This is a genomic window from Maricaulis sp. CAU 1757, from assembly GCF_054482675.1.
Window position 1 is genome coordinate 201369 of the sequence record NZ_JBTLRI010000004.1, and the last position, 13053, is coordinate 214421.

At 66.9% G+C, this 13053-nt stretch carries 16 protein-coding genes; 9 read left to right on the plus strand and 7 right to left on the minus strand.

Going from position 1 to position 13053, the window contains the following annotated elements:
* The first annotated feature begins 53 nt into the window (after positions 1-53).
* Both ACXYMR_RS11995 and ACXYMR_RS12000 read left to right on the plus strand, forming a co-directional pair.
* Positions 54-1175, plus strand: coding sequence for a beta-ketoacyl-ACP synthase III (locus ACXYMR_RS11995; protein ID WP_458943109.1), 1122 nt, complete (start codon positions 54-56; stop codon positions 1173-1175).
* Positions 1176-1188: 13 nt separating this feature from the next.
* The gene (locus ACXYMR_RS12000; protein WP_458943110.1) at positions 1189-2112 is read left to right on the plus strand and encodes a TolB family protein; all 924 of its coding nucleotides are present in this window, start codon (positions 1189-1191) and stop codon (positions 2110-2112) included.
* A gap of 3 nt (positions 2113-2115) precedes the next feature.
* Here the strand turns inward: ACXYMR_RS12000 and ACXYMR_RS12005 are convergent, their stop codons facing one another.
* Complete coding sequence (locus tag ACXYMR_RS12005; RefSeq protein WP_458943111.1) at positions 2116-2490, minus strand: hypothetical protein; 375 nt, start codon at positions 2488-2490, stop codon at positions 2116-2118.
* A gap of 163 nt (positions 2491-2653) precedes the next feature.
* Between ACXYMR_RS12005 and ACXYMR_RS12010 the strand changes: the two genes are divergently transcribed.
* From ACXYMR_RS12010 to nadC, 6 genes are all read left to right on the plus strand, one after another.
* Positions 2654-3271, plus strand: a complete 618-nt coding sequence (locus ACXYMR_RS12010) for an HD domain-containing protein (RefSeq protein WP_458943112.1) — start codon at positions 2654-2656, stop codon at positions 3269-3271.
* Positions 3268-4239, plus strand: coding sequence for an NUDIX hydrolase (locus ACXYMR_RS12015; protein WP_458943113.1), 972 nt, complete (start codon positions 3268-3270; stop codon positions 4237-4239). The genes ACXYMR_RS12010 and ACXYMR_RS12015 overlap by 4 nt, the downstream gene beginning before the upstream one ends.
* A gap of 67 nt (positions 4240-4306) precedes the next feature.
* The gene (locus tag ACXYMR_RS12020) at positions 4307-4714 is read left to right on the plus strand and encodes a hypothetical protein (protein ID WP_458943114.1); all 408 of its coding nucleotides are present in this window, start codon (positions 4307-4309) and stop codon (positions 4712-4714) included.
* 197 nt (positions 4715-4911) lie between these two features.
* Positions 4912-6012, plus strand: coding sequence for a quinolinate synthase NadA (gene nadA, locus ACXYMR_RS12025; protein WP_458943222.1), 1101 nt, complete (start codon positions 4912-4914; stop codon positions 6010-6012).
* Between the two features lie 10 nt (positions 6013-6022).
* Positions 6023-7549 carry an L-aspartate oxidase gene (locus ACXYMR_RS12030; protein ID WP_458943115.1) on the plus strand — a complete coding sequence of 509 codons (1527 nt, stop codon included), beginning with the start codon at positions 6023-6025 and terminating at the stop codon, positions 7547-7549.
* 23 nt (positions 7550-7572) lie between these two features.
* Positions 7573-8421, plus strand: coding sequence for a carboxylating nicotinate-nucleotide diphosphorylase (gene nadC / locus ACXYMR_RS12035; protein WP_458943116.1), 849 nt, complete (start codon positions 7573-7575; stop codon positions 8419-8421).
* On the opposite strand, the gene ACXYMR_RS12040 is transcribed toward nadC, so the two are convergent.
* The 3 genes from ACXYMR_RS12040 to ACXYMR_RS12050 are packed head-to-tail and all read right to left on the minus strand — an operon-like array spanning position 8418 to position 9775.
* Positions 8418-8855, minus strand: a complete 438-nt coding sequence (locus tag ACXYMR_RS12040; protein WP_458943117.1) for a hypothetical protein — start codon at positions 8853-8855, stop codon at positions 8418-8420. The two genes, nadC and ACXYMR_RS12040, sit on opposite strands and share 4 nt — an antisense overlap.
* Positions 8856-8903: 48 nt before the next feature.
* Positions 8904-9218, minus strand: coding sequence for a hypothetical protein (locus ACXYMR_RS12045; RefSeq protein ID WP_458943118.1), 315 nt, complete (start codon positions 9216-9218; stop codon positions 8904-8906).
* Positions 9215-9775 carry a phosphoribosyltransferase gene (locus ACXYMR_RS12050; protein WP_458943119.1) on the minus strand — a complete coding sequence of 187 codons (561 nt, stop codon included), beginning with the start codon at positions 9773-9775 and terminating at the stop codon, positions 9215-9217. The genes ACXYMR_RS12045 and ACXYMR_RS12050 overlap by 4 nt, the downstream gene beginning before the upstream one ends.
* Before the next feature lie 142 nt (positions 9776-9917).
* Between ACXYMR_RS12050 and ACXYMR_RS12055 the strand changes: the two genes are divergently transcribed.
* Positions 9918-10934, plus strand: coding sequence for an alpha/beta hydrolase (locus ACXYMR_RS12055; protein ID WP_458943120.1), 1017 nt, complete (start codon positions 9918-9920; stop codon positions 10932-10934).
* Between the two features lie 3 nt (positions 10935-10937).
* Here ACXYMR_RS12055 and ACXYMR_RS12060 read toward each other — a convergent pair whose 3' ends face one another.
* From ACXYMR_RS12060 to ACXYMR_RS12070, 3 genes are all read right to left on the minus strand, one after another.
* Positions 10938-11579: a hypothetical protein gene (locus ACXYMR_RS12060; RefSeq protein ID WP_458943121.1), complete on the minus strand. Its 642-nt coding sequence runs from the start codon at positions 11577-11579 to the stop codon at positions 10938-10940.
* 80 nt (positions 11580-11659) lie between these two features.
* Positions 11660-12136 (minus strand): response regulator, encoded by a 477-nt coding sequence (locus tag ACXYMR_RS12065; protein WP_458943122.1) that lies wholly within the window; start codon positions 12134-12136, stop codon positions 11660-11662.
* 42 nt (positions 12137-12178) lie between these two features.
* On the minus strand, positions 12179-13018 hold the full coding sequence (locus ACXYMR_RS12070) for a sensor histidine kinase (protein WP_458943123.1): 840 nt from the start codon (positions 13016-13018) through the stop codon (positions 12179-12181).
* Positions 13019-13053: the final 35 nt, after the last annotated feature.

A 13053-nucleotide genomic window follows, 5' to 3' on the forward strand; every position in this document is an offset into this window, starting at 1 on the left:
TCCTGCATGCGCTAGGGTGCCTGCGGGGATGACGGGTAGAGGCGAGCGGGACCGTGACTGGCAGCGTAATCCGGGCGACGGGGTTTTACGTCCCCGAACACTCCATCGACAATGACGAACTGGTGGCGAGCTACAATGCCTATGCCGAGCGCGAGAACGCGCGCAACGCGGCAGCCATCGCCGCCGGTGACATGGAAGAAGTCCCCCTGTCGTCCAGCGAGTTCATCGTCAACGCCTCGGGCATCGAGCGCCGCCACGTATACGAGAAATCCGGCATTCTCGACATCGACACGCTGACCCCGCGGATCCCGCCACGCGCCGTCGGCGAGCTCTCCGTCCAGGCCGGATTCGCCCTTGAATCGATCCGCCCGGCGCTGGCCGAGGCCGGTCTGGATGGCAGCGAGATCGACGGCGTCATCGTGGCCAGCTCGGCCCAGCAGCGCAATTTTCCCGGCCTGGCCTGCGAGATCCAGGACGCCATCGGCGCCACTGGCTGGTCCTTCGACCTGACCATGGCCTGCGCCTCGGCCCTGTACGGCCTGCATATCGCCAATGGCATGATCCGCTCCGGCCAGGCCCGCCGCATCCTCGTCGCCTCGCCGGAACTGATGACCGCCATCAATGTGCATTCGCGGCGCGACGTCCACTTCATTTTCGGTGACGCCTCGGCCGCCATCATCGTTGAGGCGGATGACGGCCGGCCAGGCGGCTGGGACCTGCTCGGCACCCATGCCCAGAACAGGTTCTCCTCGGCGCTGCGCTCCGATTTCGGCTTTCTCAACATCGCCGAGCGCCAGGTCGATCCGGACTACCAGCCGCATCTCGACCAGGACGGGCACCGCGTCTTCAAGGACGTCGTCTCCTTCGCCCCGACCGTGGCCCGAGACCTGATGCAGCAGGTCAGTCTGGCGCCGGAAGACGTCAGCCGCACCTGGCTGCACCAGGCCAATATCCGGATGATCGACATGATCGCCAGGCGCATCCTCGATCGCCCCAGAACACCCGACAATGCCCCGGCCATCCTGGGCGAGTACGGCAATACCTCCTCATCCTCCGTGGTGATGAATTTCCAGATGCACCGCGACGACATGCAGGTCGGCGAAACCGGCGTGCTGTGTGCCTTCGGCGCCGGCTACGGCGTCGGTGCCGCCGCCGTGCGCAAGCGTTCCGAATAGCAGGAGTAGTCCCATGTCCCGTTTCGCCCTGGCCTGCCTCGTCGGCCTCACCCTCAACGCCGCCCCGGCCTACGCCCAGGACGCCGAGCCGGAAGAGGATCCGGGTCTGCCGCGCGTCGACATCTACATGGCCTCGATCGACTGGAGCACCGGCACGCCGCGGCTCGGCCAGCCGGTCAACGTCACCGCCCGTCCCGGTTATGACAATCAGCCCGCCTTCCTGCCCGACGGCAGCGGTTTCTACTTCTCGTCCGGCGACGACAATGGCGAAACCGACATCTGGCGCTGCAATCTGGACTGCTCGACCCGCTGGCAGATCACCGACACGCCGACGGAAAGCGAATTCACCCCGCGCCCGACCCCGGCCGGTGACGCCATCAGCTATATCCACCAGGCGCCGGGCGAGTATGGCGGCCAGGTCTGGCTCGACGCGCCCGGCGGCGGCGTCGCCCATGCCGCCAGCGAGCACGGCCCGTTCGGCTATTACGCCTGGAACAACGACATGACGCGCGCCGTCACCTTCGCCCTGACCGAGCCCTTCCAGCTGCACGTGGTCGACCGCTTCTCCGACCAGGGCCCGCAGGCGATGATCGACAATATCGGTCGGGCCCTCTATCCGGCGCCCGGTCACGAAAGCGCCTATTTCACCATCCCGCGGGCCAGCGAAGGCTTCTCGGTGATGAATTTCGGCTTCGAGAACTACTCCATCCGGCCCATGTTCGACCTGCCAGGCGCCACGCAGGACTATGCCGTCTTCGCCTTCTCGGACGGCTCGCACGGCTTCTTCGCCGTAGCCGATGGCGTGCTGCACTTCCGCACCGTGGAGAACGACTGGCTGGCCTCGACCGACCTCGGCGCTTTCGGCCTCACCGGCATCACCCGGCTGGCGGTGAGCCCGGATCTGTCGCTGGTGGCGATCGTGGCGGAGGACGGGTAGGCCTCAGGCCGGCGCCACCTCTGTCACCCGGTAGGTCAGGTCATCGCCGTCGGCCTCATGGATCGTGATGTACTCGCCCTCGCGCAGCGTGTGGTCACCAAGCCGGTAGACCGGCTCGTCGGGGCCTTCATCTTCCTCGTCATACCGGAAGAACCAATGGCTGCCGCGGTGTGACAGCCAGCCGTCCGCGGCCTCGTCGGCCTCCGGCGAAAACCGGTCGACGGTGCAGTCCTGCTTGCGCTCCCGCCACAGCTCGACGTCGAGCTTGCCGTCCTTGTCCAGCGGCGCGATCAGGCGGTAGCCCCGGTGGGGATCACCGTCCGGGTAGCCGGCATCCGGATTGCGTCCAAGTCTGAGAACCACACGCGTCAGCGACATTGCCGTCTCCCCATTTTTTCCAGGGACATCACACGCTTTCCGGGGCGCTGCGTCAATTGCCGGTGGTTGGGGTCCATTCCGCTGACTCCAGACAGTGGAGCCCATCGGCCATCAATGCTATCTCCCCCGGCCCGCTGTCGATGCCGCCGCCGAGGAGATCCGCATGCCTGCCGCCGCCCGCAAGAAAGACGCCCCCCGCGCCTGGCAGCGCATGATTTCCGGTCGCCGGCTGGACCTGCTGGACCCCTCGCCCTTCGACGTCGAGATCGAGGACATCGCCCACGGCCTGGCCCGGGTGGCGCGCTGGAACGGGCAGACGCGGGGCAATCACGCCTTTTCCGTGGCCGAGCATTCCGTGGTCGTGCTGCGCATTCTCGATCATCTCTATCCTGGCCTCGAGGACAAATGGCGCCTGGCGGCCATCCTGCACGATGCGTCCGAATACGTGATCGGCGACATGATCAGCCCGTTCAAGGCGGCGCTCGGGGTGAATTACCGCGAGTTCGAGGACCGGCTGGAGAACGCCATCCACCTGCGCTTCGGCCTGCCACCGCGCCTGCCGCGCGAGGTCAAGCGCAAGATCAAGCGCGCCGACGTCATCTGTGCCTATTTCGAGGCCACCCAGATCGCCGGTTTCAACCACGCCGAATCCGTGAAATTCTTCGGCCGCCCGCCGGCCGAGCTGGAAATTGCCATCGAACCGCTGCCGGTGATGGCCGCCCAGGCGCTGTTCCTCGATGCCTTCGAGACCGTCCTGGCGCAAATGGAAGGACGCGGATGAGCCAGGCGGGACAAGCCCTTTCGGTCGGCCTCAATGCGGTCATCCTGACCGTCGACGGCGATGTCCCGCAAGTCCTTATCGTGCCCCAGCCCGGCGGCGATGTCGCCCTGCCCTTCGGTCCCTTCGACCCGGCCCGCCACCGCACTTTCGAGATCGGCCTGAGACGCTGGGTCGCCGAGCAGGCGCGCTTCCAGCTCGGCTATGTCGAACAGCTCTACACCTTCGGCGATCGCGGCCGCGAGGCACCGGTCGCGGCGATGACCGGATCGGAGGACGCCCGCATCATCTCGGTCGGCTATCTCGGCCTGACCGCCCAGACCGAAACCCCGCCGGACGGCGGTGGACGCTGGCGCGGCTGGTATGAGTTCTTTCCCTGGGAAGACTGGCGCGATGGCCGGCCGGACATCATCCAGAGCGAGATCCTGCCGCGCCTGTCCTCATGGGCCGACGAGGCCGGGGTGCCAGGCCGTCGGGCCTCGCGCCATGACCGCCTCAAGCAGTGTTTCGGTGCCGGCGATGGCGGCTGGAACGAGGAACGCGTGCTGGACCGCTACGAGCTGCTTTACGAAGCCGGGCTGGTGGCCGAGGCGGTGCGTGACGGCCAGGCCGAGCCGGGCGAGGATTTTGCCGGCTTCGGCCATTCCATGGCCTCCGACCACCGCCGCATCCTGGCCACGGCCGTCAGCCGCCTGCGCGGCAAGATCAAGTACCGCCCCATCGTCTTCGAACTGATGCCCGAGCGCTTCACCCTGTCGGCCCTGCAGAGCGTCGTCGAGGCGATCACCGGCCACCGTCTGCACAAGCAGAACTTCCGGCGGGCGCTGGACCGCACCGGCTTCGTGGAAGGCACCGGCAAGCAGAAGGTTCGCACCGGCGGTCGGCCCGCCGAGCTGTTCCGCTATCGCCGCGATGCCCTGGCCGGCCTGCCCTCGCTCGGCCTGGCGACGCCGCGCCTGCGGGAGGGGTGATCGGGCCGGCGCTTAATCGGATGGCAGGACCTGTGCGCTAGACCCTTGAAAAACAGGGGATCAGGACATGCCACACCGCTACCGGACGACCGTCGCAAGCCTTTGCCTTCTTGCCACCATCGGCTCGAGCGCAACCCTCGCCCAGGAGGCTTTGCCGGAGTCTACGGGGGATGCCACGTCCGCCGTACAGAACTCGACCACTATTCTCCAGGCGACGCCGACGCAAGGCGTGGCTCTGGAACTTGGAGGCGAAACGCCGGTTGCGGCCATGACGGCGGATCCCGTGGGCGAGCAGGCGGTGGAGACCGCCCAGACCCAAGCGGAACAGGACGCTGTGTATGCGCAACAGCAGGCAAACGTCGGCTATCAGTCAGCGAGCACTCTGGGTGTGACGACGCTTGGTGGCGATTCCGCCATGGCAGGCAGCCCCGCCACGGCAGAGCATGAGGGCGAGCACGCCGACCTTCCGAAGTAAGACAACACCGCCTCACCGCGAGCTACCAGGTCTGGCGACCGTCGCAGCCCGGCTTATTGCATTGTGCTCGCGGTGAGCATATATGGGGGGCTGATAGGCTCACTCCGAGCATAAGGGCGGCCGGATCATCCGGACCGCCCTTAAGAACCACCCAGTTATGCTCATTGCGAGCAAAAGTGAGGGCCGAGATGGACGGGATGAACTTCCAGGACACGGATCACCGGTTAGATCAGGACCGGCCGGAACTCGCCTATACCGATGAGGTCAAGGCTGCGACCGACCATCTCTACGAGCGCGTGAAGCACGTCGTGACCCCGATGGAGTGGCCGCAGAAGGCGCCCCTCATCCACGCCATCAACCGGCTCAAGAAGGAAAAGAACGCGGTCATCCTGGCGCACAATTACATGACCGCCGACATTTTCCACTGCGTCGGCGACCTCACCGGTGACAGCCTCGCCCTGGCCCGCATGGCGGCCGACAGCGAGGCCGACATCATCGTCCAGGCCGGCGTCCACTTCATGGCCGAGACGGCCAAGATCCTCGCGCCGGGGAAGACCGTCCTGATCCCGGACACCCGGGCCGGCTGCTCGCTGGCCTCCTCGATCACCGGCGCCGATGTGCGCCGCATCAAGGCCGCCTATCCCGGCGTGCCGGTCGTCACCTATGTCAACACCTCGGCCGAGGTGAAGGCCGAGTGCGACATCTGCTGCACCTCGTCGAACGCCGTGCAGGTCGTCGAGAGCCTCGGCACCGACACCGTCATCCTGCTGCCCGACCAGTACCTGGCCAAGAATGTCGCGGCCCAGACCGATGTCCGCATCCTGACCTGGGCCGGCGCCTGCGAAGTGCACGAGCAATTCACCGCCCAGGACGTGCAGGACCTGCGTGACGCCCACCCCGGCGTGGTCATCATCACCCACCCGGAAAGCCCGCTCGACGTCGTCCAGGCCGCCGATTTCGCCGGCTCGACCGCCGCCATGGCCGACTGGGCGCGCAAGTCCGGGGCCAAGACCGCCGTGCTGCTGACCGAGTGCTCGATGAGCGACAATGTCGCCGTCGAAGTGCCCGAAGTGAATTTCGTGCGGCCCTGCAATCTGTGCCCGCACATGAAGCGCATCACCCTGGAAAACATCTACACCTGCCTGATGACCGGCGAGACCGAGGTCGAGGTCGATGCCGACGTGGCCGAACGCGCCCGCGCCTCGGTCCAGGCCATGCTCGACCTGCCCAAGCCGGCCGTGCCGGCCAGCTTCGATCCGAGCAAGACCGAGAAGCCGGTCGATCTGGTGGCGGTGTAGAGCCGACCCCATGACCCGCCCCGTGATCATCTGCGGCGCCGGCCTGGCCGGCCTGTGGGCGGCGCTGAAACTGGCGCCGCGGCCGGTCGTGCTTCTGACCGGCGCGCCGCTCGGCCAGGGCGCCGCCTCCGGCTGGGCCCAGGGTGGCGTATCGGCTGCCCTCGCCGCCGATGACAGCCCGGCCCTGCACGCGTCCGACACCGTCGCCGCCGGCGCCGGCCTGGTCGACGCCGAGGCCGCCCGCGCGCTCGCCGAGGGCGCTGCCGCCGAGGTCGAGGCGCTGGCTGCGCTGGGCGCCCCGCTCGAACGCGCTGGCGATGACTGGGCCCTGTCCCGCGAGGCCGCCCATTCGCGCGCCCGCGTCGCCCGCGTGCGCGGCGACGGGGCCGGCGCGGCGATCATGCAGATCCTCATTGCCGCCGTCCGCGCTGCCGACCACATCGACATCCGGGACGGCTGGAAGGCCGTGTCCCTGCTGGGCGAAACGGGCCATTGCACCGGCGTCCTCGCGACCACATCCGACGGCCGCCACCAGCGCATCGAAGCCGCCCACACCGTGCTCGCCATGGGCGGCGCCGGCGGCCTGTTTGCCCTGACCACCACGCCCGCCGGCGCCCAGGGCCAGGCCATGGCCATGGCGGCCCGGCTCGGCGCCGTCATCCAGGACGCCGAGTTCGTCCAGTTCCATCCCACCGCCCTCAATGCCGGCCTCGACCCGGCGCCGCTGTGCACCGAGGCCCTGCGCGGCGAGGGCGCCACCCTGGTTGACGGCCGGGGCCACCGCTTCATGCCGGCCCTGCACGCCGCCGCCGAGCTCGCCCCGCGCGACGTCGTGGCCCGCGCCGTGCACCGCCAGAATGCCAGCGGCAAGGGCGCCTTCCTGGATTGCCGCGAAGCCGTCGGCGTCGCCTTCCCGGAGCGTTTCCCGACCGTCTTCGCGGCCTGCCGCGCTGCCAATATCGACCCGCGCGAAAGCCCCATACCGGTCGCCCCGACGGCGCACTACCACATGGGTGGCGTCGCCACCGATCTCGACGGCCGCACCTCGGTGACCGGCCTGTGGGCGATCGGCGAATGTGCCTCCACCGGCCTGCACGGTGCCAACCGCCTGGCCTCCAACTCCCTGGCCGAAGCCCTGGTCTTCGCCGCCCGCCTGGCCCGCGCGGTCGACGTCACGGCGGAGGCCGACCCGTCCGGCGATGGCAGTGAAGCCCTCGTCCCGCCGAGCCTGCCCCCGCTTGCCCTGTCCCGCCTGCGCCATGCCATGAGCCAGTTCTGCGGCGTCGAACGCCACGCGTCAGACCTGCGCGCCCTGATCACCCTGGTCGACGATCTGCGCCGCCGTTTCGGCGAGGCCGACGCCCTGATCGCCGCCCGCTTCATCGCCGCCGCCGCCCTCGGCCGCCGGGAAAGCCGCGGCGGGCATTTTCGCAGCGACTATCCGGCGACCGCAGCCGCGGCCCGGCACAGCCGCCTCACCCTCGCCGACCTGGCCGCCCCGGCGGCCCGGCCCGCCCTCGCCATTCCGGCCGAATAAGCCGGTCATCCCAAGGATCCGCCATGCCCGTCTCGCCCCTGCCGCGCCATGTCGTCCGTGACGCCGTGACCCGCGCCCTCGCCGAAGACCAGGGCGGTCGCGGCGACATCACCTCGCTGGCCTGCATTCCCGCCGGCGACGAAGCCAAATTCTATTTCCGGGCCCGCCAGTCCGGCGTGCTGTGCGGGCTGGAACCGGCGCTGGAAGCCCTCTGGCAGATGGATCCCGACGCGCTGATCTCGGTCCAGGCGCAGGACGGCGACAGGCTCGAGGCCGGCGACGTCATCGCGGCCGTCAACGGCAAGGCGCGCGGCCTGCTGGGGGCGGAGCGCATCGCGCTCAACTTCATGGGCCGGATGAGTGGCATCGCCACCCTGACCCGGCGCTATGTCGATGCTGTCGAGGGCACCGGCGTGGCCATTGCCCACACCCGCAAGACCACGCCCGGCCTGCGCGCCTTCGAACTTCAGGCGGTCCAGGCCGGCGGCGGCGCCCTGCACCGTTACGGGCTGGATGACGCCATCCTGATCAAGGACAATCACGTTGCGGTCTGCGGCGGTGTCGAGCCGGCCGTGAAGGCCGCCCGCGAACACGCCGGTCACATGACCCGCATCGCCGTCGAGATCGATCGCCTCGACCAGCTTGAAGCGGCCCTGGCGGCCGGCGCGGAAAGCCTGTTGCTCGACAATTTCTCGCTGGATGACTTGCGCGCCGCCGTGGCCGCAGCACAGGGGCGCGCCCGCCTGGAGGCGTCCGGCGGCGTCAACCTGGACAGCGTCCGGGCCATCGCCGAGACCGGCATAGATGTCATTTCCGTCGGCGCCCTGACCCATTCCGCGCCCAATTTCGACATCGGCCTGGACGACGCCTAGCGCAGCACACCGCGGCGCTGCAGCCCCAGAAGCAGGACCAGGACGACACCCTGATAGGCCATGTTGAAATAGCCGATGTCGGCCTGCGAAGAGATGCCGTTGAGGCTGGAAACCACCCAGTCGATATTGAACAGCACCATGCAGGCGACATAGGCCGGCACTGCCAGCCGGGAGCGTCGCACCATCCACAACAGGGCCAGGAAATTGGCGGCCACTCCGGCAAAGAACACCGTTTCCTGGAAAGCGCTGGCCTTGAGGATGAACTCGACGCGCTCGGCGTCCAGCCAGGAGCGGAACTGCGGCGACAGGCGCACACCGGCATCCATGACGATCCAGGCCGAGGACTTCAGCGCCTCGACACACAGCAGGCCGAGCGCCAGCCCGTAGAACGGCCCGATTTGCGTCTTCCCCTCCTGTCCAGACTGTACTCGCACAGACAACTCCCGACGCGCCGCTACTAACCTTTTGTGATTCCTACCTGATCAGGCTATCGGCCCGAGATCAACCCGGTCCAGTAGATCACCGAGGGCATCCGCTTCGACGACCAGCGTCTCGACCTGGCCAGCATGCCGGCTGGCACCCTGGAAGAAGCGCGCCGTGCGCGCCGAATAGCCCAGTACGGCCGCTCCCTTGCGACCGATAATCCACAAGCCGAAGTCCGGATCCGCGCCGCCCGGCGGCGCCGACACATCCGGTTCGCAGCGCCAGCTTTCCCATGCTGCCAGCTGGGCGTCGCTCATGCGGCCTTCCTCGACCAGCAACACACCGGAAAGCTGGGCTCGTGTGAGCAGGCTCATTGTCCCGCCAGCACCGCTTGGCCGACAGCGCCCTTGGCGGCGATCTCCTCGTCGCTCAGGCCGCAGATTTCGTGTGGAAAGACCAGCCAGCGATCGGTCTCGTACAGGAAGAAGTCCGGGCTCAGTTCGGTCCGGTTGCGCTCCGGCTTGTAATACACCGTGGCGACCCTGGCCTCGGCCGGGAAATTGCGCCGGCACTTGGCCCTGAGCGTTTTCAGCACCGCGTCGATCGAGCGCCCGCTGTCGAACACGTCATCGACGATCAACAGCCGGTCATCGGCGTTCAGCGTGTCGACAAGATAGCCCTCGCCATAGACCCGCACCTCGCGCGCCTGCTGGCCGATGCCCGTGTAGGACGAGGTCCGGATGGCGATGTGGTCGGTCTCGATGCCGCGGTATTCCAGGTATTCCTGGACCGCAATGCCGATCGGCGCACCGCCGCGCCACACGCCGACAATATGGGTCGGCTCGAAGCCGCTGCGCCGGACCAGCTGCGCCAGGCGCACGCTGTCGGCGAGAAGGTCGTCGGCGGAGATGTACAGCTTGTCTTCACTCATGCCCCAGACTTGCGCGCTTTGCAGCCATGCTCAAGCGGCTCTGTCCGCTGGAACGGGATGAGACTGCACCGCCCTCACCATGACGGCTTGCCCGCCCGTCCCATGGCAATACTCTGGGCCCGCACTTGAGGGGGAGACAGGCATGCGCCGCGATCATTCCATTCCACACGGCCAGGTATCGACGCACTTCATCGACAGCGAAGCGGTCGCCAACAATATGCTCGGCGATCCGACCCGGCGCCGCATCGACGTCTATGTCCCGGCCGGGCATGACGGCCGCGACCTGCCCCTGCTCGTCGACCTCGCCGGCTTCACCAGCGGAGGCCCGGCCCATACGAACTGGAAAAGCTTCGGTGAGAGCCTGCCGGAACGGGCCGACCGCCTGATTGCCGCCGGCACGCTGGAGCCTTGCGTCATCGCCTTCCCGGACTGCTTCACACGGCTGGGCGGCAATCAGTACATCAACTCCGCGGCGATGGGGAATTGGGACGATTTCCTACGCTCCGAGGCCGTCCCGTTCGTGGAGGACCTGTATGGCTGCGGCGGGCACGGGCGGCGCGCCTGTTTCGGCAAGTCCTCCGGCGGCTATGGCTCGATGGTCCACGCCCTGCTGCACCCGGATTACTGGGCCGGCGCCGCCTGTCTGTCCGGTGATATGGGCTTCGAACTCATGTTCGCCGCCGACTTTGCCCACACCCTGCGCCGCATCGCCAAGCATGGCGGCACGATCGAGAGCTTCATGAAGGCCTTCGAGAGCGCCCTGAAACCGGCGGGCGACGACATCCACGCCCTGATGATCCTGGCCATGGGAGCCACCTATGACCCCGACCCGGACGCCTATCTCGGCATCCGCCTGCCGGTGACCATGGACACGTGTGAGCTGATCCCCGAGCGCTGGGCCAACTGGCTGGCCTGGGACCCGCTGCGCATGGTGGCAAGCCGCGCCGAAGGCCTCAAGCAGATGAAGGCCCTGTTTATCGATTGCGGCGATATCGACCAGTACAACCTGCTCTACGGGGCCCGCCGCATGACCCGCCGACTCGGCGAGCTCGGCGTCGACCACGAATACCAGGAGTTCCCCGACAATCACTCCTCACTCGACTACCGCCTGGATACCGCCCTGCCCTATCTGGCCAGCCGGCTCCGGGACACGGCCTGACCCCTAGACCCGGGCCAGACGCGACGAGTCCCGGCGCGGCTCGTCGCGTCGCGCCAGCCCGGCGAATGGGCTGGCCAGCACGGCAATCAGGATCCGGGCGATGATGGTGAAGAAGAGGAGCACGATCTTCTCGTCGGATACCACGTAGCGGATCACCGCCCGCCAGCGACCGCCCACGGGTAGCCGGGCCAGCTGATCTTCGACCCAGTCCGCACCGTTCAAAAGTGTGTGCAGCACGCCTTCCATCGTCAGGGCGATGAAGGACAGCATCACGATCGCCAGGATGAAGGACAGGAAAAGCGTGCTGGTCATGCCGAGGATATGGCCAAGCAGGTTCTTGCGCTCGCCTCGATGGTCCGGCATCAGCGCGCGTGCGATGGCGCCCAGGAAAGCCAGCATGATCCGGGCGATGATGGTGAAGATTAGGACCAGTATCTGGTCATCGCTGGCAAAGATGCGGACGAAATTATTGTAGCGGTCGGCCATCGGAATGGCCGCAATGGCGTCCTCGATCAGGTCAGCGCCGTCCTGGAACCAGGCCAGCCAGTGCGGCTGGTAGAAGCCCAGCAGCGCCAGCATGGCCAAGGCCATGACCATGGACAGGAAGAGCGTGGTCGAAATCCGGGCAAGACGCGCAAACAACATGCTGGTTTCCTCGCAACACAGGCGTGTTGCAGGCCAGCCTAGCGCATAAATTCAATGAGGTCGCCTCTGAAAAGGCTCGACTATTCCTCGTCGTCCTCGTGGCCTTCGGACTGGTCCGGCACTTCGACGATCTGGACCCAGTATTCGCCGATCGAATTGACCACCCGCATCAGCCGGTCCAGCGAGATCGGCTTGACGATGTAGGAGGAGGCGCCCAGTCCGTAGCTCGACAGGATGTCATCCTCGTCCTTGGACGTGGTCAGGATGATCACCGGGATATGGCGCAGGTCCGCATCGGCCTTGATTTCCTCGAGGGCTTCGCGGCCATCCTTGAGCGGCATGTTGAGATCGAGCAGGACGATTCCCGGATACGGCTTGTCCTTCTGATCGGCGTAATTGCCGCGGCGCTTGAGATAGTCCAGCAGCTGCTCGCCATTTTCCAGGAATTCCAGGGGATTGCGCAGCCGAACCTCCTCGCAGGCCTCCTTGAACAGCAGACGATCGTCCGGATCGTCGTCGACCATGAGGATGGTAAAAAGCCGATTGTCATTGCTCATGAAGGCAGCCTCGTATCGGAGTCTGTCCGGGCTGGACAGGGACTAGGACAAATTCACCTGTGCGCGCGGCAAGATCAAGCACAAGGTCATGCCGACCTGCTCCTGACCGCTGGCCGTCAGCTGACCACCATGCCGCTCGACGATGCGCCGGCACCGCGCCAGGCCGACGCCGGAACCGGAAAACCGGTCCCGTGGATGCAACCGCTCGAACATCCCGAATATCCGCTCGGCATGGCGCTCGGGAATACCGATACCATTGTCGGAAATCTCGATCACGGCGTTGCGCTCCTCATCCGTCCGGCCCCGCACCACGATCTCTGGTGGTACGCCATCTCTGGAATATTTCAAAGCGTTGGCGAAGATTTTCCCGAACATATCGTGAATTTGCGCGGCATCCCCCAACACCGCAGGCAGCGGGCCCAGGTCGAACTTTGCCCCTGATGCTTTCGCGAGGTCGGCCTGGGCGCTCCAGGCCGCCTGTGCCACTTCGCCAAGATCCACGACGTCAGACGGCAGCGGATGTTCATGGATTTTCGAGTAAGCCCGCAGGCCCTCGATCAGGTGGCGCATCCGTACCGCGGCATCGACCATGCGTTCGACATGGTGGGCCGCCGCCTTGTCCGTCGCCACGGGCTCGCGTGCCAGCAAGCGTTCGCCGAAGGTCTCGATCTTGCGGATCGGCTCGATCAGGTCGTGACCGGCCGCCTTGGCGAACACCGACAGGTCCTCGTTCTGCCGGCGCAGGCGGTCAGTCTCGCTGTTCGCCACCTCGTCCGGCGCCACGCGCCGGACTCCTCCGCGCTGCCAGGTCGCGAGGGCAATGATTCCCAGGGACAGCAGCACCAGCATGGCAATGCCCGCGAGGTCGGTTTCTCCGCGCATCAGCCCGAAACTCCACAACAATACGAGGCAGAGCA

Excerpts from the sequence above, each read along its gene's own strand:
- ACXYMR_RS12000 (WP_458943110.1), top strand. The coding sequence starts at position 1,189 with ATGTCCCGTTTCGCCCTGGCCTGCCTCGTCGGCCTCACCCTCAACGCC.
- ACXYMR_RS12005 (WP_458943111.1), bottom strand. The coding sequence starts at position 2,490 with ATGTCGCTGACGCGTGTGGTTCTCAGACTTGGACGCAATCCGGATGCC.
- ACXYMR_RS12010 (WP_458943112.1), top strand. The coding sequence starts at position 2,654 with ATGCCTGCCGCCGCCCGCAAGAAAGACGCCCCCCGCGCCTGGCAGCGC.
- ACXYMR_RS12015 (WP_458943113.1), top strand. The coding sequence starts at position 3,268 with ATGAGCCAGGCGGGACAAGCCCTTTCGGTCGGCCTCAATGCGGTCATC.
- ACXYMR_RS12020 (WP_458943114.1), top strand. The coding sequence starts at position 4,307 with ATGCCACACCGCTACCGGACGACCGTCGCAAGCCTTTGCCTTCTTGCC.
- nadA (WP_458943222.1), top strand. The coding sequence starts at position 4,912 with ATGAACTTCCAGGACACGGATCACCGGTTAGATCAGGACCGGCCGGAA.
- ACXYMR_RS12030 (WP_458943115.1), top strand. The coding sequence starts at position 6,023 with ATGACCCGCCCCGTGATCATCTGCGGCGCCGGCCTGGCCGGCCTGTGG.
- nadC (WP_458943116.1), top strand. The coding sequence starts at position 7,573 with ATGCCCGTCTCGCCCCTGCCGCGCCATGTCGTCCGTGACGCCGTGACC.
- ACXYMR_RS12045 (WP_458943118.1), bottom strand. The coding sequence starts at position 9,218 with ATGAGCCTGCTCACACGAGCCCAGCTTTCCGGTGTGTTGCTGGTCGAG.
- ACXYMR_RS12050 (WP_458943119.1), bottom strand. The coding sequence starts at position 9,775 with ATGAGTGAAGACAAGCTGTACATCTCCGCCGACGACCTTCTCGCCGAC.
- ACXYMR_RS12055 (WP_458943120.1), top strand. The coding sequence starts at position 9,918 with ATGCGCCGCGATCATTCCATTCCACACGGCCAGGTATCGACGCACTTC.
- ACXYMR_RS12060 (WP_458943121.1), bottom strand. The coding sequence starts at position 11,579 with ATGTTGTTTGCGCGTCTTGCCCGGATTTCGACCACGCTCTTCCTGTCC.
- ACXYMR_RS12065 (WP_458943122.1), bottom strand. The coding sequence starts at position 12,136 with ATGAGCAATGACAATCGGCTTTTTACCATCCTCATGGTCGACGACGAT.
- ACXYMR_RS12070 (WP_458943123.1), bottom strand. The coding sequence starts at position 13,018 with ATGCGCGGAGAAACCGACCTCGCGGGCATTGCCATGCTGGTGCTGCTG.